This is a genomic window from Streptomyces sp. NPDC034049 (assembly GCF_055575575.1).
The window spans coordinates 238,190-256,855 of record NZ_JBVISJ010000009.1 but is presented as its reverse complement, the minus strand read 5'-3'; the positions used below and the strand labels follow the sequence as shown (position 1 = coordinate 256,855).

General features: G+C 71.9%; 17 protein-coding genes and 1 pseudogene. 11 read left to right on the top strand and 7 right to left on the bottom strand.

The features are described 5' to 3' along the window. Nucleotides 1-78: 78 nt before the first annotated feature. The gene (locus ACZ52C_RS26090) at nt 79-846 is read right to left on the bottom strand and encodes an IclR family transcriptional regulator (protein ID WP_469077026.1); all 768 of its coding nucleotides are present in this window, start codon (nt 844-846) and stop codon (nt 79-81) included. Nucleotides 847-971: 125 nt separating this feature from the next. Between ACZ52C_RS26090 and ACZ52C_RS26085 the strand changes: the two genes are divergently transcribed. Both ACZ52C_RS26085 and ACZ52C_RS26080 read left to right on the top strand, forming a co-directional pair. Continuing rightward, on the top strand, nt 972-1,745 hold the full coding sequence (locus tag ACZ52C_RS26085) for an SDR family oxidoreductase (RefSeq protein ID WP_469077025.1): 774 nt from the start codon (nt 972-974) through the stop codon (nt 1,743-1,745). A gap of 25 nt (nt 1,746-1,770) precedes the next feature. Then, nucleotides 1,771-2,811 (top strand): L-idonate 5-dehydrogenase, encoded by a 1,041-nt coding sequence (locus ACZ52C_RS26080; RefSeq protein WP_469077024.1) that lies wholly within the window; start codon nt 1,771-1,773, stop codon nt 2,809-2,811. Nucleotides 2,812-2,848: 37 nt separating this feature from the next. On the opposite strand, the gene ACZ52C_RS26075 is transcribed toward ACZ52C_RS26080, so the two are convergent. Together ACZ52C_RS26075 and ACZ52C_RS26070 are read right to left on the bottom strand one after the other, a co-directional pair. Beyond that, nucleotides 2,849-5,065, bottom strand: coding sequence for an alpha-L-fucosidase (locus ACZ52C_RS26075; RefSeq protein WP_469077023.1), 2,217 nt, complete (start codon nt 5,063-5,065; stop codon nt 2,849-2,851). A gap of 173 nt (nt 5,066-5,238) precedes the next feature. Continuing rightward, nucleotides 5,239-6,276 carry a Gfo/Idh/MocA family protein gene (locus tag ACZ52C_RS26070; RefSeq protein ID WP_469077022.1) on the bottom strand — a complete coding sequence of 346 codons (1,038 nt, stop codon included), beginning with the start codon at nt 6,274-6,276 and terminating at the stop codon, nt 5,239-5,241. Between the two features lie 240 nt (nt 6,277-6,516). On the opposite strand from ACZ52C_RS26070, the gene ACZ52C_RS26065 reads away from it, so the two are divergent. After that, complete coding sequence (locus ACZ52C_RS26065) at nt 6,517-7,275, top strand: DUF6215 domain-containing protein (protein WP_469077021.1); 759 nt, start codon at nt 6,517-6,519, stop codon at nt 7,273-7,275. A gap of 317 nt (nt 7,276-7,592) precedes the next feature. Here ACZ52C_RS26065 and ACZ52C_RS26060 read toward each other — a convergent pair whose 3' ends face one another. Beyond that, nucleotides 7,593-7,775 (bottom strand): hypothetical protein, encoded by a 183-nt coding sequence (locus ACZ52C_RS26060; protein ID WP_469077020.1) that lies wholly within the window; start codon nt 7,773-7,775, stop codon nt 7,593-7,595. 235 nt (nt 7,776-8,010) lie between these two features. Then, nucleotides 8,011-8,877 (bottom strand): AraC family transcriptional regulator, encoded by an 867-nt coding sequence (locus tag ACZ52C_RS26055; RefSeq protein WP_469077165.1) that lies wholly within the window; start codon nt 8,875-8,877, stop codon nt 8,011-8,013. 160 nt (nt 8,878-9,037) lie between these two features. Here ACZ52C_RS26055 and ACZ52C_RS26050 point away from each other — a divergent pair. Beyond that, nucleotides 9,038-9,133: pseudogene (locus ACZ52C_RS26050) on the top strand (2-keto-myo-inositol dehydratase); the annotation flags it as partial. 243 nt (nt 9,134-9,376) lie between these two features. On the opposite strand, the gene ACZ52C_RS26045 reads toward ACZ52C_RS26050, so the two are convergent. Then, the gene (locus tag ACZ52C_RS26045; RefSeq protein ID WP_469077019.1) at nt 9,377-10,675 is read right to left on the bottom strand and encodes a cytochrome P450; all 1,299 of its coding nucleotides are present in this window, start codon (nt 10,673-10,675) and stop codon (nt 9,377-9,379) included. A 20-nt stretch (nt 10,676-10,695) separates the two neighbouring features. Continuing rightward, nucleotides 10,696-12,051, bottom strand: coding sequence for a glutamine synthetase family protein (locus ACZ52C_RS26040; RefSeq protein ID WP_469077018.1), 1,356 nt, complete (start codon nt 12,049-12,051; stop codon nt 10,696-10,698). A gap of 173 nt (nt 12,052-12,224) precedes the next feature. On the opposite strand from ACZ52C_RS26040, the gene ACZ52C_RS26035 reads away from it, so the two are divergent. The 7 genes from ACZ52C_RS26035 (at nt 12,225) to ACZ52C_RS26005 (ending at nt 18,504) form a co-directional block, all read left to right on the top strand. Next, entirely contained in the window at nt 12,225-12,413 is a 189-nt protein-coding gene (locus ACZ52C_RS26035) for a ferredoxin (RefSeq protein WP_469077017.1), read from the top strand. A gap of 4 nt (nt 12,414-12,417) precedes the next feature. Further along, entirely contained in the window at nt 12,418-13,644 is a 1,227-nt protein-coding gene (locus tag ACZ52C_RS26030; protein WP_469077016.1) for an NAD(P)/FAD-dependent oxidoreductase, read from the top strand. A gap of 12 nt (nt 13,645-13,656) precedes the next feature. Next, entirely contained in the window at nt 13,657-14,469 is an 813-nt protein-coding gene (locus tag ACZ52C_RS26025; RefSeq protein WP_469077015.1) for an acetoacetate decarboxylase family protein, read from the top strand. 99 nt (nt 14,470-14,568) lie between these two features. Continuing rightward, a complete protein-coding gene (locus ACZ52C_RS26020) occupies nt 14,569-16,029 on the top strand; it encodes an aldehyde dehydrogenase (RefSeq protein WP_469077014.1) in 1,461 nt (486 codons plus the stop codon). Next, the gene (locus ACZ52C_RS26015) at nt 16,022-16,945 is read left to right on the top strand and encodes a 3,4-dihydroxyphenylacetate 2,3-dioxygenase (protein ID WP_469077013.1); all 924 of its coding nucleotides are present in this window, start codon (nt 16,022-16,024) and stop codon (nt 16,943-16,945) included. Before ACZ52C_RS26020 ends, ACZ52C_RS26015 begins: the two co-directional genes overlap by 8 nt. Further along, nucleotides 16,938-17,783 (top strand): fumarylacetoacetate hydrolase family protein, encoded by an 846-nt coding sequence (locus tag ACZ52C_RS26010; protein ID WP_469077012.1) that lies wholly within the window; start codon nt 16,938-16,940, stop codon nt 17,781-17,783. The genes ACZ52C_RS26015 and ACZ52C_RS26010 overlap by 8 nt, the downstream gene beginning before the upstream one ends. An 82-nt stretch (nt 17,784-17,865) precedes the next feature. After that, nucleotides 17,866-18,504 (top strand): TetR/AcrR family transcriptional regulator, encoded by a 639-nt coding sequence (locus ACZ52C_RS26005; RefSeq protein WP_469077011.1) that lies wholly within the window; start codon nt 17,866-17,868, stop codon nt 18,502-18,504. Nucleotides 18,505-18,666: the final 162 nt, after the last annotated feature.

The following is an 18,666-nucleotide window of genomic DNA, read 5'->3' as shown; positions in this document are numbered from 1 at the left end:
TCGCCCCTCCCGGCCGGGCGCGGTCGGGCGCCCTCGGGAGTGAGGATCCCCCGTCCCGGAGCCCGTGGGGAGGGTGCGTCAGCGGGCGGGCAGCCGGACGCCCAGCTCGGCCGCCGCCGACCGCAGCAGCGGCACCATGGCGACCAGGTCGTCCAGGTCGCGGCGGAAGGCGGGCGCGGCGGTGGAGAGGGCGGCGAAGACGGTGCCGTCGGGGCGCAGGATCGGCACCGCCACGGCGCGCAGGCCGGCGTGGTGCTCCTCGTCGGCCGTGGCGTAGCCGAGTTCGGCGGCGCGGGCGACGTGGGCGCGCAGTTCGTCGCGGTCGGTGACGGTGTTCGGTCCGTACGGGGTGAGTTCGACGCGGTCCAGGAGGTCGGCGCGTACGTCGGCGGGGGCGAAGGCCATCAGCACCTTGCCCATCGAGGTGCAGTGCAGCGGGCCGTGGTGGCCCGGGTCGCTGCGGACGCCGACCGGGAGGGGGCCGTCCACATAGTGCACGTACAGGTGCCGGGTGCCGTCGAGGACGGACATCAGGGTGGCTTCCTCGGTCTGCCGGGTCACGCGCTGCATCACGGGGAGGGCGGTGCCGGCGAAGCCGTACACCTGTCCGGCCTGTTGGCCGAGCCGGAAGAGTCCGAGACCCGGTTTGTAGCGCTTGCCGTCGGCCTCGAACTCCACCAGGCCCTCGCGGCAGAGGGAGTTGACCAGCCGGTGGGCCGTGCTGACGGGGACGCCGCCGGCGCGGGCCAGTGCGGACAGGGTGATCCCGTGCGGGTGCTCGCCGACCAGGACCAGCAGCCTGACCGCCCGTCCGACCACGTCCGTGGGTACCTCGCTGCCACTCACGGCGGCAAGTTACCACTGAGTGGAAAAGCCTTCCACGGTTGACAGCGACCGGCCGCCGCACCCACGATGCTTTTCCGTTGAGCAGATAACTTTTCCACTCAGTGGGAAAACAGGGAGAATCGCGTATGACGAGCCACCCCCTCTTCGACGTCACCGGAAAGGTCGCCCTGGTCACCGGGTCGAGCCGGGGCATCGGCCGCGCGCTGGCCGTCGGCCTTCTGGAGGCCGGCTGCACGGTCGTCCTCAACGGCCGGGACACGGTCGCCCTGGAGAGCACCCGCGAGGAGCTGGCCGGCACGTTCGGCGAGGCGGTCCTCGCGGAGGCCTTCGACGTCACCGACCCCGCCTCGGTGGCCGCCGCCGTCGCCCGGATCGAGGACCGGGCCGGCCCCGTCGACATCCTGGTCAACAACACCGGCGCCCAACGCCGCGCGCCCTTCCTCGACTTCACCGACGAGGACTGGCACACCCTGCTCGACACCAACCTCACCAGCGCCTTCCTCGTCGGCCGCGAGGTCGCCCGCCGGATGGTCCCCCGGGGCCACGGCAAGATCGTCAACATCTGCTCGCTACAGAGCGAGGCGGTACGCCCCGGCATCGCGCCCTACGCGGCGACCAAGGGCGGTCTGAAGATGCTCACCAAGGGCATGTGCGCCGACCTCGGACCGCACGGCATCCAGGTCAACGGCATCGGCCCCGGCTACTTCGACACCGAGCTGACCTCGGCGCTGGTCGCGGACGAGGAGTTCAGCGCCTGGGTGCGGGGCCGAACCCCGGCCGGCCGCTGGGGGAAGGTCGAGGACCTCGTCGGCGCCCTGCTCTTCCTCGCCTCCCCCGCCTCGGACTTCGTGAACGGGCAGCTGCTGTACGTCGACGGCGGCATGCTGTCCGTCCTGTGACCCTGCCGATCCCCCAAGGAGCCCCATGCACGCGTGTGTTGTCCACGGAGCCGGTGACCTGCGGATCGAGGAGCGGCCCCACGACGGTCCCGCGCCCGGCGAGATCGAGGTCGCCGTGGCGCTCGGCGGGATCTGCGGATCCGATCTGCACTACTACCACCGGGGCCGGGTGGGCGACTTCGCGGTGAGCGAGCCCATGGTGCTCGGTCATGAGGTGGTCGGCCATGTCGCCACGCTCGGTCCCGGGGTCGAGGGGCCTGAGACCCCGCCGGTGGGCGCGCCGGTCGCGATCCATCCGGCCACGCCGTGCGGGGTCTGCCCGGAGTGCGCGCGGGGCGCCCGCAACGTCTGCGCCCACACCCGCTATCTGGGCAGCGCGGCCCACACCCCGCATGTGCAGGGCGGGTTCGCGCAGCGTCTCAGCGTGCCCGCCGGTCAGGTCCGCGAGCTGCCGGCCGGGCTCGACCTGCGCCGTGCCGTGCTCGCCGAGCCGCTGGCGGTGGCGTTGCACGCCGTGCGCCGGGCGGGCGAGGTGCGGGGCAAGCGGGTCCTGGTCACGGGGGCGGGCCCGATCGGCTGTCTGGTGGTGGCGGCGCTGCGGCACGCCGGCGCCGCCGAGGTCGTCGCCGCCGATCTGCACGAGGAGCCGCTGCGGATCGCGACCGCGGTGGGCGCGACCGCCACCGTGCGGGCGGACCGGCCCGCCGACCCGAACTGGGCCGGTGTCTTCGACGTCGCCGTGGAGGCGTCCGGGGCGCCGGCCGGGCTGCGCGGCTGTGTGGAGCGGGCGCGGCGGGGCGGCACCGTGGTCATGCTCGGGCTGCTGCCGCCCGGGGAGATCGGCCTGCTCGGCAATGTGGCGGTCACCCGTGAGCTGGAGCTGCGCGGCTCCTTCCGCTTCGACACCGAGTTCGACGAGGCCCTGTCCCTGCTGGCCCAGGGCCTCCCCGTCGACCCGGTCGTCACGCACACCTTCCCGTTGGAGCGGTCCGTGGCCGCCTTCGAGACCGCGCGGGACCGTACGGTCGCCTCCAAGGTGCTGCTGGATCTGACGGACCGGGCGTGAGCGGGCGTCAACGCGCGTCGGCGGGCGTCGGCGGGCGTCAGACCTCGGTGAAGGTCCACAGCAGGTTGGTGCTGGTGCCCCAGGACCACTGCTTGGCGACCGCGCCGGACGAGACGTTCCCGCCGCCGTCGAGGACGAGTCCCGTGGTGCGGTTGGCGAGGGAGTGGCGGCCGTCGCCCCGGTGGACGATCAGCCACTGCTGGTCGGTGCGGCCGTCCCACACCGCCTGCCGCACGGGGGCACCGTCGCCGGTGGCGCCCCCTCCGTCGGCGACCATGCCGTTGACCCGGTTCTCCAGCTTGTAGTGGCCCTCGCCGACGTACACGGCGTGCCACTGGAGGCGGGCGGAGCCGTCCCAGGTCCCCTGCCGGAGGTCGGCGCCGGCGGGGACGTCTCCCCCGCCGTCCAGGGCGAGGCCGTTGGTGACATTGGTGATCCGGAACCAGGCGGACGGGGCGAGCCTCACCTTCAGCGAGGTGATCCGGTGCCGGACCCGTGCGGTGTCCGCGGTGAAGGTCCACGACGTGCCGGTGAAGTCGTCGCCGGAGTAGCCGACCAGTTCGTGGCCCGGGGCCGGCTTCAGTGAGGAGAGGGCGCCCGGCGGCATGCCGGAGAGGCCGAGCTGTTCGGCCGAGTGGTCGCCGAGGGCCAGGACGGCACTGTCGCCGCGGAAGTGGGCGTCCTCGAAGACCAGGGCGCCGGTGAGGGGCCGCAGGACCGGGATCCGGCCGCGGAAACGGAACTTGAGGACGTACGCGGGGGCCTCGAACGGGGCCGCGGGCGGGAGGGCCACCGTCAGGCCGGTCGGTTCCTGGACCGGGGCGTCGAGGTCGATGTACGTGCCGGCGGTGGAGTCGAGGAGCCGGACCGAGGCCAGCGAGTCCAGGTCGATCCGGTCCGAGCCGAGGGTGGTGAGCGTCAGCGAGTCGCCGGGCCAGCCGAGGACCGTCGCGTACAGGACGGTGCCCGCCTTGTCGCGGGTGAAGCGGATGTCCCGCGGGGTACCGGCGGTGGGCCGGGTGAAGGAGCCGCCGCCCATCTTCGTCGGGCCCTCCCCGTACGCGGTCCAGGCGCGGGTGCCGTAGATCGACTCGCCGAAGCGCTTCAGGTAGTCGCCGATGCCGAGCAGGAGGTCGCGCTGACCCCGCGGGATCGTCCCGTCGGCCATGGGGGCGATGTTGAGGAGGACGGTGCCGTTCTTGCTGACGCGGTCGACGAACGAGTGCAGCATCTGCGCGAGCGAGTAGTAGCCGATGCCCTCGGTGTAGCACCAGCTGGAGTCGGAGATGCTGTCGTCGGTCAGCCAGTAGGGCGCGGTGAGGTCGGCGGGGCCGCCGCGCTCGTAGTCGAAGACGGAACCGTGGCTGTTGAAGCCGTCCTTGTAGGTGGCGACGACCTCCTTGCCCCACTTGTCGGCCTGGTTGAAGTAGTACGCCAGGAAGTTCAGCCGCTGGGTCTCGTCGATGTGGTCGAGCCGCCAGTCCTGCCACAGGATGTCGGGCCGGGACCGGTCGACGACCTCCTTGAGCTTGTCGTACCAGAGCTGGTTCTGCGTCTCGGGATCCAGCTGCCCGTACAGCTTCTTGAGGCTCGGGTCGGACTGCCGGGGCGCGAACTCGAAGAATCCGGTGTGGTTGTACGCGTGGTGCATGGCGACCAGGAGCTTCAGCTTCCTGGCGCGGATGGCGTCGGTGAAGAGCTTCAGCAGGTCCAGGCGCGGCCCCTTGGCCACGGAGTTCCATTCGTTGACCCGGCTGTCCCACATCGAGTAGCCGTCGTGGTGCTCGGCGACCGGTCCGGCGAAGCGCGCGCCCGCGTCCACGAAGAGCTGGGCCCAGGCGTCGGGGTCGAAGTTCCCGCCGGCCGACGTCAGCTTCGGCGCGAACTCCACATGGCGGCCCGCGAGGTCGTCGGCGCCGTCGATGAAGTGGTGGTACGGCCAGTCGGCGGGGTCCCCGTACGTGGCGATGTGGTGCCGGTTCGCCCGCTGGTCCGGCGCGTACATGTTGCGCGGGTACCACTCGCTGTCGTACGCCGGGACGCTGAACGCCCCCCAGTGGAAGTAGATGCCGAACTTGGCGTCCCGGAACCACTCGGGGGCGGCGGGGTGCCGGTTCACGGAGTCCCAGGTCGGGGTGTAGGCCCTCGGGGCGGTCGGGGAACCGCCGGCCGCGAACGCGTCGGTGGCACCGGCGGCCGCCGCGACGGCCGTGGCGCCGACCAGTAACGTGCGCCTGCTGATCGATTGCGACATAGCCACGAACGTCACGCATGGGGACCACCACTGTCAACGGTTGCGCAGTGATGAATACACCTGGAAAGAAAGGTCAGTTGGGTGTTTTGGTGGGTAAATCCCTGGTTCCTCCGAGGTGATACATCACATGTCTGAGGTGGTGGAAGCGCCGGCGATCGCCCGGGTGCCGGAGGTCAGCGGTAGAGGGCGGGGCGGGCGGCGAGTTCCACCTCCACGCGGACGCCCTCGGTCTGGGCGCGGACGCCCGCCTCGGAGATCGCGGCGACGGCGTACCCGTCCCACGTGCTGGGCCCGGTGACCTCGCCGCGCCGGGTGGCGTCCACCCAGGCCTGGACCTGTCGGTCGTAGGCGTCCTCGAACCGCTCGAGGTAGCTCGGCGTGACCGTGCCGCCCCAGCGGCCCGCCGCGTTGACGAGCATGTCGTGTCCGTCGCCGATCCGGGCCGTGCCGTCCTCGCAGACGGCCTCGGCCTGCACCTGGTAGCCGTAGCGGGCGCTGAGGAAGATCTCCACGTCGACCACCGCGCCGCCGTCGGTCTCGAAGACGACGAGCTGCGGGTCGCTCAGGCCGGCGGGGGCGTGCGCGGAGGGGCGGGGCCGCAGCACGGTGACGGCGGTGATCTCCTGGCCGAGCAGCCAGCGGGTGATGTCCATCTCGTGGGCCACGGAGTCGTTGACGGCCATGGCGTCGGTGAAACCGGGCGGGGGCGCGGCGTTGCGGTGCCGGTGGTGCAGCAGCAGCGGCCGGCCCAGGTCGCCACTGTCCAGCAGGGCCTTGAGCTTGACGTACTCACGGTCGTAGCGGCGCATGAACCCCACCTGCACCCGGCGGTGGCCCAGCCGTTGCTCCGCCTCCAGCAGCCGGAGCGCGGAGGCGGTGTCCGGGGTGAGGGGCTTCTCGCACAGGACGGGCAGGTGGTGGGCGAACGCGGCGAGCAGGGCCGCCTCGTGCGCGGGGCCCGGTGAGGCCACGAGGACGGCGTCGACGCCCGGTGCGGCGAGGGCCTCGGCGGGGTCGTCGTAGGCCGCGCATCCCGCGATGCCGACGGCGACCGCCCGGGCGCGGCCGGTGTCGACATCCACGACGGCGGCCACATGGGCGCCGCTGATCACCTCGGCGATCCGGCGCGCGTGGTCGGCGCCCATCCGGCCGGTGCCGACGGCGGCGACGCCGAGGGAGCCCTGCTCGGCCGTACCGCTGCCTCGTTTCACGTTCTTCCTTCCAGGTTCTTCCACTCACGGAGGGCCGCGGGGACCGCGACGACGCCCGCGAGCGGCGGGCGCACAGGGTCTCGGTCTCCCCTGCGAGGCCCTTCTTCACGCCTGCTCAGCGGGGTCCGGGGCCGACGGGAAGGGCACGTGCCACATCCCGTTTCCCCTCCCGGCGATCAGCGGTTAGGCTCCCCCGGCGCGCGTCAGGCGTGTGCACATCAAAGGTGGGGGCACGGGGACATGATCGACGATTCGGCCGCTTCCGGAGCGGACTCGACAGCGGATGCGGAGCCGGGCCCGCGCACGGACGCGCGCGTCGGTCCGCCGAAGGAGATGGGGACGGCGGCCCAGGTGGTCTCGGCGGTGGCGACCGTCGGTGTGCTGCTGGGCGGGATGTGGCTGCTCGCGGACCTCCTCGACACGACCCCCGAGACCCTGGAGCCGGCCGTCTGCTCCTCCTCGGACGACGCCTCCCCGGCGACCCGGGCCGAGGTCTCGGGCGCGCGGCTGTGCACCGCCCTGAACCGCTCCGACCTGCCGAAGCTCCTCGGGACACCCACCGAGCAGGCGGTGACCGCGTCGGGCAGCGACAACGAGTCCACCTGGTTCGACGGCACCAAGACCGTCACCCCCGAGGCGAGGGTCGAACTCGACACGTACACCGTCGAGTTGTCGGCGTCGTCCGAGGATCTCCCGGTCGCCGAGTCGGTCGCCTACCTGGGGGCGGACGTCGAGACCAGGAAGGTCCTCGGGCATGCGGCGGCCCTGTCCTCGGGTCGGACCATCTCCATCTCGTTCCGGCTCGACGGCAGCGACGCGCAGTCCGGCCCCGGCGGCGTCGCCCGGCAGCTGCTGGTCGCGACCGACCCGAAGGACAGCGGCAGCACCTTCGAACTCGTCATCTACCGCCAGGACTCCCAGCGACCGGACGACGAGGCGCTGTTCCGCGTCGCCGAGAAGGTCCTGCCGACGCTCCCGGGCTGGAAGCCCGCGACCTGACGGTCCAGGACCCCCGCTCCACTCGCGTCTCACGCCGTCCCGGCGGGACGGCCCTTGCCCGGCTCGTCCCGGGACTCGGCGGCTTCGCGGGACTCACGACCGCCTCGGCCGGAATCATGTTCCCGGCCGAGGCGGTCGTACGTCGTGGTCCTCCGTGTCCGGCTCCTCCCCCACGAAGGGCAGCTCTTTCCCGAGGACCTTCTTCGCGCGGGCGGTGCCCAGGGCGCCGTGCCGCTCCCGCACGGCCCCACCGGTCCCTCGGGCCCGACCAGCCTCTCGGGCCCTTACGCCGACGGTTCCTCGAACGCGTCGACGCCTCAGGTGCCCGCGTGGGGGCCGAACTCGTGCTCCGCCGCCTGCGCGGCCATACGGGCGTCGCGGGCGTCGGCCGCCGGTCCGTCCGGCAGGTGGTAGTCCTCCCCCGCCCGCGCGGGACCGGTCTGCGCCTTCGTGGCGGCGGAGAGCCGGCGGCGTACGTACCGGTCGAACGCGTCGGGCACGTCGGCAGGTGTCGTACCGGCGAGACGGCCCCGAGCACGGCCGCGTCGACCGGTGCCTGGGCCGCGCCCTCGCACCCGGCGCGCCGCAGGCTCAGGGTGGCCGCCAGTCCGCCGATGCCCGCCCCCACGACGATCGCCCTCATGCCCCCGCCTCAGGTCGCCGCCGTTCCACGCCAGCGGCGGACGAGAGACGGGGGCAGGCGCGCGGCGGGGTGAAGTCGCCGCGCGCCGGCGCTCAGAGAGAGGTCCGCTCCACCGGGATCCACAGCTCCGCGTCGGCCTGCGCCGCGTCGGGCGAGATCCTGGTACGCAGGATCTCGGGCCCCGGGCGGCTCCGGTACGGGTTGGACGGGAACCACTGGGTGAACACGTCCCGCCACAGATGCTGGAGCGCCTGCGGGAAGGGCCCGGAGTTCTCGAACACGGCCCAGGTCCCGGCCTCGACGACCAGCTCGTCCATGTCCTCGGGCGCGGCGGCTCGCGTCACCGCTCCGTGGAAGTAGTCGAGTTCGGTGCCCTCGGCCCGGCCGGCGTCGAGATTGTCGCTGATCGAGACGATCCCCTTCGGTTCCTGGTCGGACAGGCTCTCGATCCGGTCGAGCGTCTCCTGTCCGAGGCCCCGGATGAAGTCGACGATGGCCGGGTTCATCCCCTCGTGCACGAGCGGGACACGGGTCTTCCTCCCGACCACCCGGAACTCCTCCTTGTCCATGACGCGATACCGCATGCTGCTGCTCCCTTCGACGACGAGGCGGAAGGACATCCGGGGCTGCGAGCGCAGACTCGCGCCGGTCCGCCGGGCCTCCCCGGGGCCGACGCCGTGCAGGGCGCGGAACGCCCGCGCGAACGCCTCTCCCGAGCCGTAGCCGTAGCGCACCGCGATCTCCAGCAGGGTCCGCTCATGGACCAGCACCTCGGCACCGGCCACGGTCAGCCGCCGCCGTCGGATGTACTCCGACAGCGGCATGCCCGCGAGCGCGGAGAAGAGCCGCCGCAGGTGGTACTCCGACGTCACCGCGATCCGCGCCAGGTCCGCCACCTCGATCGACTGATCCAGATGGCGCTCGATGTGCTCCATGGCCTGGTTGAGCCGCTCCAGCACCCCGGCCTCCTTCCTTTCGACCACCACGCTAGGAAGCGGCCACCCCGCCCCACCCGACATCCTGTGCCCGCTCCGGTCGGGTGGGGACCGCACCGCCGCCCGACGACGTGTCGAGACGTCCTGACATACCCGTCGACATCGCTCGGGGCGGCTCCGTAGTCAGGACCAGCCGGAGATCGAGCGGTTCCTGAACGAGTCCGACTCGCGGTACACCGTCCTCTGCCTCGACACGGGGCACGTGGCGTACGGCGGCGGGTACCGCTGCCCATCGCCGCCGTACGCACCCGTGAGCACCTCCAGGGCTGCGGCCTGGCGGGACCCGGCGTCCGACCTTCGAACGGTAGGAGCGCGCATGGTGGTGCAGGACGGCACCGCGAAGAACGGCGGGACGGGCACCCACGCGGTCACGGAGGACGCCTCCCGGGCCGTCTCGCGGCGGCTGATCACGCTCGTCGCCGGCCCCTTCGGCCAGCGGGACCCACCGGTGCCCGGACGTCTGTCAGGCGAGGGTGACCTCGACCGGCAGCTTCTTGATCCCGTTGACGAAGTTGGAGCGGACACGCGGGACGTCACCGACGAGGCGGATGTCGGCGAGGCGTGGGATCAGCTCCTCGAACATGATGCGGATCTCGGTGCGGGCCAGCAGATTGCCCAGGCACAGATGCGGGCTGCCCTTGCCGAAGGTGACGTGGTCGTTGTCGGCGCGGGCGACGTCGAAGTCGTACGGGTTGCCGAAGACCTCCTCGTCGCGGTTGCCGGAGGCGTACCACATGACGACCTTGTCGCCCTCCTTGATCCGCTTGCCGCCGAGTTCGACGTCACGGGTCGCGGTGCGGCGGAAGTGGTAGACGGGCGAGGCCCAGCGCAGGAACTCCTCGGTGGCCACCGGGATCAGGGACGGGTCCTCCTGGAGGCGGGCGAGCTGCTCCGGGTGCTGGAGCAGGGCCAGCATGGAGTGGGTGATGGTGTGACGGGTGGTCTCGTTGCCGGCGACGACCAGGAGCAGGAAGTAGTTGTCGAAGTCCTGCGCGGAGAGCGGGACTCCGTCGCGCGGGGTGGTGTTGACGAGCCGGGAGACCAGGTCGGTGCCGTCGCCGCCGCGTCGCTGCCGGGCCAGTTCGCGGCCGTACTCGAAGACTTCGAGGGAGGCGGGCGAGCGGAACGGCAGGTGCCGGTACTGCTCGCTCTCGGCGCTGTTCAGCAGGACGTCCGCGTAGTCGGGGTCGGTGTTGCCGATGATGCGGTTGCCCCAGTCGATGAGCCGCTGGTTGTCCTCCGGGGGGACGTCGAGCAGGCGGGCCAGGACGTTGATGGGGAAGTCGGCGGAGACGTCGGCGACGAAGTCGAAGGTGCCCTTGGCGAGGGCCGCGTCGAGGGTGGTGGCGGTCAGACCGCGCAGGAAGTCGGTGTAGCTGTTGATGACGCTCGCGCCGAACTGGCGCTGGATGACGCTGCGCAGGGCGCGGTGGCGGACGCCGTCCAGTTCGAGGATGGAGGCGCGGGTCCTGATCTGGTCCTCGTCGACCTCCTCCAGGTTGACGAACCTCGTCGAGGTGAAGGTGTCGGCGTCACGGTCGACGCGGGCGATGTCGGCGTGCCGGGTGACCGCCCAGAAGCCGGAGTTGAGGGCCTCCTCGGGCTGCCAGTGGACCGGGTCCCGGTGGCGCAGGGTGTGGAACATGCGCCACGGGGTGACGCCGTCGGTGAAGTTGTCGAGGTCGGCGAGGTCCACGTCGTCCAGTGGCATGGGTTCCTGCACGGCCTCGCGCACGGAGGCGGGGCGGGCTGAAGCGGTCATGATGGGGGTGCTCCCAGGCGTCACAGGTGGTAGGCGTACTCGGTGAACTCCCAGTCGGTGACGTGCCGTTGGAAGCGTTCGACCTCGTCGCGCTTGTAGCTGAGGTACGAGGTGGTGAAGGCCTTGCCGAGGATCTCGGTGAGGTCGGTGTCCGCCTCCAGGGCGTCGAGGGCGGCGGAGAGGTTCATCGGCAGCACGGCGGACCTGGCGGTGTCGTAGCCGTAGCCCTCCAGCGGGGCCGGGGGGTCCTCGCCCGCCCGGACGCCGAGCAGTGCGGCGGCGATCGTGCCCGCGATCAGGAGGTAGGGGTTGGCGCCGGCGTCGCCGAGGCGCAGTTCGAGGCGGGCGCCGGCGCCGCGCTCGGGCGGGATGCGGACCATGGCGCTGCGGTTGTCCATGCCCCAGTCGATGAGCCAGGGCGCGAGGGTGTCGGGGCCGAAGCGCTTGTAGGAGTTGACGGTCGGGTTGGCGAGGGCGGCGAGCGCCGGCGCGTGGGCGAGGACCCCGGCGACGGCGTGGCGGGCGGTGTCGGACAGTCCGTGGCGGCCCGCGGGGTCGTCGAAGGCGTTGCGGCCCTGTTCGTCGTCGCAGGACAGGTGGAGGTGGAAGCCGGAGCCGCCGGCGTCGTTGAAGGGCCTGGCCATGAAGGTGGCGAGGCGGCCCTCCCTGCGGGCGAGTTCCTTGACGGCGGCCTTGAAGCGGAAGGAGCGGTCGGCGGCGGAGAGGGCGTCCGAGTGCGTCAGGTTGATCTCGAACTGGCCGCCGTCGAACTCGTGGTTGCCGCCTGTGGCGCCGATGCGCAGGTCGCGGAGGTGGCGCAGGGTGCGCAGCAGATGGTTGTCGGGGTCGGCGCGCAGGCCGGCGGTGTAGACCGCGCCGGTGGCGCCCGAGTAGCGCGTCCAGCCGGTCGGGGACGCCGGGTCCGCGTCGCAGAGGAAGTATTCGAGTTCGGGGCCGACCACCGGGCGCAGGCCCTGTTCGGAGCAGCGGGCGAGCACCGAGCGCAGCAGGTCGCGGGGCGATTCGGGGGCGGGTGCCCCGGTCGCGGGGTCGATGCTCTCGCCGAGGCAGGTGGCGACGCCGGGCTCCCAGGGCAGGGCGAGCAGGGTGTCGAGGTCGGGGCGCACATGGATGTCGGGCAGGCCCGCGTCGAGACCGCCGGCGACGGGGACGACGTCCCCCTGGGGTGAGGTGTGGTAGACCGCCCGGCAGAAGGCGAGCCCGTGCTCGCAGGCCGTCGGCAACTGGTCGAGCAGCACGTCCCGGGCCCGGTCGGTACCGATCAGGTCGGGATACGTCACCCGGACCACGTCGATGCCCTCGGCGGCCAGCCGCTCCTGGTGCTGCCTGACGGCCGGTGTTTCGGATGCGCTCACCGTTGTCTCCTCGACGACTGAGGCCGTTTGTTTGGTGCCAAACGATAGGAACGGGTACAGCGGCCCGCAAGGGGTCCCGGCCAAAAAATTATCCACCTGGACAGGTATTGACCAGGGGTGAGCCGCTTCCTATGTTGTTTGGAGTCAAACGAGACACCTCAGGAGGACCGGCCATGAAGGTCGTCGTCGACATGAACAAGTGCCAGGACCACGGACAGTGCGTCTTCGCCGCCCCCGACGTCTTCCAGCTCGACGGGAACGGGCGCCTGGGCTACGTCAGCGACCCCGACGACGCACTCCTGGACGAGGTCGAGGAAGCCGCCGACGTCTGCCCGCTCCAGGCCATCCGGATCGAGGGCTGAGCCCATGGCGGCAACGGGTACCGAGGCGGGCCGGGCGAAGGGGCCGGGCCGGGCGGTCGTCGCCGGCGCCTCCATGGCCGGTCTGCGCGCCGCCGAACAGCTGCGCGCGGCGGGCTGGACCGGGGCGATCACCCTGGTCGGCGAGGAACCGCACATGCCCTACAACCGGCCCCCGCTCTCCAAGGAGGTGCTGGCCGGGAAGGCGTCCTTCGAGTCGCTGGCCTTCCGGCCCCGCGCGAGCGTGGCCGACGTGGAGTGGCGGCTCGGCGCCAGGGTCGTCGCCGCCCGCCTCGCCGAGCGGGCCGTCGTCCTCGACGACGGGTCGCGGCTGTCGTACGACGCTCTGGTCGTCGCCACCGGTATGCGGCCCCGCCGGCTGTCCTGCCCCGGCCCGCTCGCCGGCCGGCACACCGTCCGCACCCTCGCCGACGCGCGGGGCCTGCGGGCGGAGCTGATCCGGCCGGGCGCCCGGGTGGTCGTGGTCGGGGCCGGGTTCATCGGCTGCGAGGTGGCCGCCACCGCCGTGGCCCTCGGCGTCGCCGAGGTGACGGTCGTCGATCCGCTGCCGCTGCCCATGGTCGGCCCGCTCGGCGAGCTGCTCGGGCGTGCGCTGCTGCGACGGCACCGGGAGCGCGGGGTGCGGTTCGCGCTCGGCACGGGCGTCGCCGGGTTCGAGGGCGAGGACCGGGTCACGGGCGTGGTGCTCGCCGACGGGACCGTCCTGGCCGCCGACGTGGTCGTGGAGTCCGTGGGCTCGCTCGCCAACGTGGAGTGGCTGGAGGGCAACGGCCTCGACCTGACCGACGGGGTGCTGACCGACGAGCACCTACGGGTCGGCGGCCACGCGGACGTGGTCGCCGTCGGCGATGTCGCCCGCTTCCCCAACGCCCGCTACGACGGTGTGCCCCGCCGGGTCGAGCACTGGTCCATCCCCACCGACACGGCCAGGCACGCGGCGAAGGTCCTCACCGGCGCCGAGCCGGCGCCCTTCGCGCCGCTGCCCACCTTCTGGAGCGACCAGCACGACTTCCGGTTGCAGTCCTTCGGCGCGCCCGTGCTCGGCAGGGACGACGTACGGGTCCTGGACGGCGACCCCGACGGCGACGTCCTGGCCGGCTACCACCACGGCGGCCGACTGGTCGGGGTCGTCGCGCTCGGCGGGCCCGCGACCGTGTCCGCCGCCGCCCGCCACCGCGCCGCACTGCTCGAGCAGCCCGCCCTCACCGCGTAAGGACCCCTGACCATGACCAGTGTCCGTGGATACTTCCACCCCAAGACGGCGAGCGGAGCCTCGTCGCTGATCCCGTCGCCGCCGTGGCACTACTCGGGCGACCTGCTCACGATCGAGTACCGCACGGATCCGGCGCGGGTGCGTGAACTGCTGCCGGAACCACTGGAGTTGGCCGACCAGGACCCCGGCGCGGTCGCGCTGATCTGGGCCGACTGGCAGTCCTGCTCGGCGTCGGGGGCGGAGCTGCTCGACCCCGTCCTCTCCCAGTACAAGGAGGCCTTCGCGGTCGTCCGCTGCCGGTACAAGGGGCGGACGTACTCGCGGTGCGTCCACATCTGGGTCGACAAGGACTTCGCGATCGCCCGCGGACTGCATCAGGGGTATCCGAAGAAGCTCGGATCCATCCACCAGACACGGCCTCATCCGTACGGGCCCGCTCCGCGGATCTCGGCCGGGGCGCGGTTCGGGGCGACCCTGGCCGCGGCCGACCGGAGGCTGGCCCAGGCGGTGGTGACGCTGCGGGAGCCCGCGGAGACCAACGGGTTCGTGAACGCGCATCCGATGGCGCACCATCGGTGGCTGCCGTCGATCGAGACCGGGAAGGGGTTGGCGCTGGACGAGTTGATCGAGACCGGGGCGGCGTCCTTCGAGGCGGGTCAGGCGTGGGTGGGGGACGCCGAGTTGGAGTTGTTCGAGGCGCCGACGGAGGAGCTGGCTCGGTTGTCCGTCGAGGAGCCGATCGCCGCGTACTACCGGCAGGTGGGGGTCGTCTGGGACGGCGGGCGGTTGTTGGAGTCCGGGACGTCGGAAGCGGCTGCCGGGTGAGGTTCGTGGGCGGCTGCGGGTCGTCTGTGGCTGGTCGCGCAGTTCCCCGCGCCGCTGGGTCGGCTGGTCTGCCCCTTCGCTGAAAAGGAATCCCCTCTCATGTCTGACAAAATCACCGTCGCCGGAGTCTCCGTCGACACCCGGCACTGGATCGGTGGGCGGCGGGTCGGCTCCGCCGGGACGTTCACCGATGTCTCCCCCATCGACGGGAGTGTCCTCGGCGAGATCGCGCGGGGTGGGCCCGCCGAGGTCGAGGCCGCCGTCGCCGCCGCTCGGGACGCCTTCCCCGGCTGGGCCGCCACCTCCCGCGCCGAACGCGCCCGGATCCTGCACGCCGTCGCCGACGGGGTCGAGAAGCGGCTCGAAGAGCTGGCGATCGTCGAGACGAACGACAACGGGGCGTTGCTGCGGTCCCACCGGCGGGGTGTCATGCCGCGCGTGGCGCACAACTTCCGGTTCTTCGCCGACTGGCTGCTGACGCTGGAGCACGACGACTTCGAGACGCGCGGGCACACCAACCAGGTGAGCTGGGACCCGGCCGGCCCGTGCGTGCTGATCACCCCGTGGAACGCGCCGCTGATGCTGGCCACCTGGAAGGTCGCCCCGGCGCTCGCCGCCGGGAACACCGTGATCCTCAAACCCGCCGAGTGGACCCCGCTCACCGCGTCGCTGCTGGCGGACATCGCCGCCGAGGCGGGGCTGCCCGCCGGGGTGCTCAACGTCGTCCAGGGGTACGGCTCGGAGATCGGCGACGCGCTCACCTCGCACCCGGACGTCCGGCGGATCAGCTTCACCGGTTCGGTGCCGACGGCCCGGCGGATCGCCGCGTCGGCGGCACCGAACCTCACCCCCCTCAGCCTCGAACTGGGCGGCAAGTCACCGCTGTTGGTCTTCGCGGACGCCGATCTGGACCTGGCGGTGGATCTCGCGGTGGAGCAGTACGACAACGCCGGGCAGGTGTGCCTGGCCGCGACCCGGTTCCTGGTCGAGGAGTCGGTCGCCGAGGAGTTCACCAGGCGGTTCACGGAGAAGGCCGGCGCCCTGCGCCAGGGTGATCCCCGGGACGAGGCCACCGACATCGGGCCCACCGTCCATCCCCGCCAGCTGGAGAAGATCGACGGGTTCGTGCGGCGGGCGGTGGCGGCCGGGGCCCGGGTGGTGATCGGCGGGCACCGCGCGGACGGGCAGTACTACGCGCCCACCCTGCTCACCGACGTCGCGCAGGACTCGGAGATCGTGCAGGAGGAGGTCTTCGGGCCGGTGCTGACCCTGCAGACCTTCACCGACGAGGACGAGGCCGTCCGGCTCGCCAACGACACCCGTTTCGGGCTGGCCGCCACCCTCGCCACCGGCGACCGGGAGCGTGCCGCACGGGTCACCGAGCGGCTGGTCGCGGGAACGGTGTGGGTGAACTGCTTCTTCGTACGCGATCTCCGGGCGCCCTTCGGCGGCTCCCGTCAGTCCGGGGTCGGCCGGGAGGGCGGCACCTGGAGCTTCGACTTCTACTGCGACGTGAAGAACACCGTGACCGCACCGAACGGATGGAACAGCCATGGGTGAGATCGTCGGGGCGGGACTCCTCGCCCACGTCCCCACCATCGTCCTGCCGGAGGCCGACCGGCTGGAGCTCAACGAGGGCAAGGAGATCACCCTCGTCACCGGTCTACGGGAGCTGCGCCGGGACGTCTTCGACCGTGACGACTACGACACCGTCGTCGTCCTCGACTCGCACTGGGCGACCACCGTCGAGTTCGTCGTCGCCGCACAGGCGCGCCGCGCCGGCCTCTTCACCTCCGAGGAGCTGCCGCGCGGGATGTGCCGGATGCCCTACGACTTTCCCGGCGACCCCGAACTCGCCCTCAACATCGAGAAGTTCGCGGAAAAGCACGGCACCTGGATCACCGCGATCGAGGACGAGTACCTGCCGATCTACTACGCCACGATCAACCTCTGGAAGTTCCTCGGTGAGGGGCTGCCCGACAAGCGGTGGGTGACCATCGGGGTCTGTCAGACCGGGGACATGGAGGACCATCTGCGGCTCGGGCGGGCGCTCGCCGACGGGATCGCCGCCACCCCCGGGCGACGGGTGCTGGTCATCGCCTCGGGCGCGCTGTCGCACACCTTCTGGCCGCTGCGCGAACTGCGCGACCACGAGGCCAGCGATCCGGTCCACATCTTCACCGCGGAGGCCCGCGAGGCCGACGAGGAGCGGATCGCCTGGTTCAAGGAGGGCCGGCACGACAAGGTCCTCGACACCATGGACGAGTTCTGGAAGGTCAAGCCCGAGGCCAAGTTCTTCCACTACCTGATGATGGCGGGCGCGCTGGGCGAGCGGGCCTGTGCCGCCAGGGCCCGGCAGTACGGGGAGTACGAGAACTCCGTCGGCACGGGTCAGGTCCACCTCTGGTTCGACCGCCCCGCGGGCGGCTGGACCGGCAGCACCCCTACGACCACGACGGAGCCCACCCATGCCTGAGTACCGCCGCATCCTCCTCGACGGCGCCACCGTCCAGGTCACCGTCGACGGGGACGAACTCGTCGCCGGCGACGGCCGTCGCGTCAAGACCGAGGAGGCGCACCACCTGCCGCCGGTCGTGCCGTCGAAGGTCGTCGCCGTCCACCTCAACCACCGCAGCCGGGTCGACGAGTTCCGGATCGAACTCCCCGACGCGCCCACGTACTTCCACAAGCCGACCTCGTCGCTCAATTCCCACAAGGGCGCCATCGTCCGCCCCGAGGGCTGCAAGTGGCTCAACTACGAGGGCGAGGTCGCCATCGTCATCGGCAGGACGGCCAGGAACATCTCCCCGGCCGAGGCGGGCGCGTACATCGCCGGCTACACGATCGCCAACGACTACGGCCTGCACGACTTCCGCGACACCGACGCCGGTTCGATGCTGCGGGTGAAGGGGTCCGACACCCTCTGCCCGCTCGGCCCGGGCCTGGTCACCGACTGGGACTTCCACGGCAAGCGGCTGCGGACGTACGTCAACGGCGAGGTCGTCCAGGACGGTTCGACGGACGAGATGAAGTGGGACATGCACTACCTCGTCGCCGACATCGCCCGCACCATCACGCTGTACCCGGGGGACGTGCTGCTCTCCGGCACGCCCGCGAACTCCCGCCCCGTACAGCCCGGTGACGTCGTCGAGGTGGAGGTGGAGGGTCTCGGCAGGCTCACCAACCACATCGTGACCGGCCCCACCGCCGTACGCACGGACGTCGGCGCGCAGCCCACCGAGTCCGAGGAGGTCCTGTCGACGGCGCTCGGCGGCGACTGGGAGTTCCGTGGCGTCCGGCCGCCCCGGCGGTGACGCCGCGTCGGGGGTCCGGCGGGCCGGGATGTGACGTCCCGCGGCGGGGAGACGCAGGTGGCGGCCGGGTAGGGTCACGCGCATGACCGACTCCGCCGACGTCCCGAAGAGCCGACGGCCACGCAAGCGCCTCCACTACGGCGAGGGGCGCGAGGCCCTGCTCAACGCCGCCGTGCGCGTGGTGGCCCGGGGCGGGCTGCGCCGGCTCACCTACCGGGCGGTCGCGGAGGAGGCGGGGGTCACCCACGGGCTCGTCGTGCATCACTTCGGTTCGCGTGACGCCCTGATCGAGGAGGCCCTCGCCCACACCATCCGCACCTCCCTGGACACCAGTTCCCTCGAACCGGGCACCGGCAGGGTCGCGGACTTCTCCACCGGGCTGTCGGAGATGGTCACGGCCGATCCGGACACCCAGGCGTTCCAGTACGAACTGCTGCTGGAGTCCCGCCGCCGGCCGGAGCTGCTGCCGCAGATCCGCGAGCTGTACGACCAGTACTTCGACGCCGCCCAGCGCGAGCTGGGCCGGATGCTGCGGGCCGGCGCGGACAAGGCGCTGACCCGGCTGGTCTTCGCCGCGCTCGACGGTCTCGTCCTGCACCAGCTCGTCTTCAACGAGCCGGAGGTCACGGAACGGGCCGTGGAGGAGCTGCGCACCCTCCTGCGCCTGCTCCACGCCGACGGCGACGACAGCGACGACAGCGAGCGCGACGGACGTGCCTAGCCTCTGACCTCGGCGTTCACGGCCCCGGGCGTCCGTCGTCCGGGGCCTTTCGGCGTTCTGCCGCACCCCTGTCACACCTGCCGAAAATCTTCAGCCGACCCCTTGCCAAACGGATAGTTCGGGCCCACGATGAGGCAACTCGTTTGGGTCTAAACGAAACCC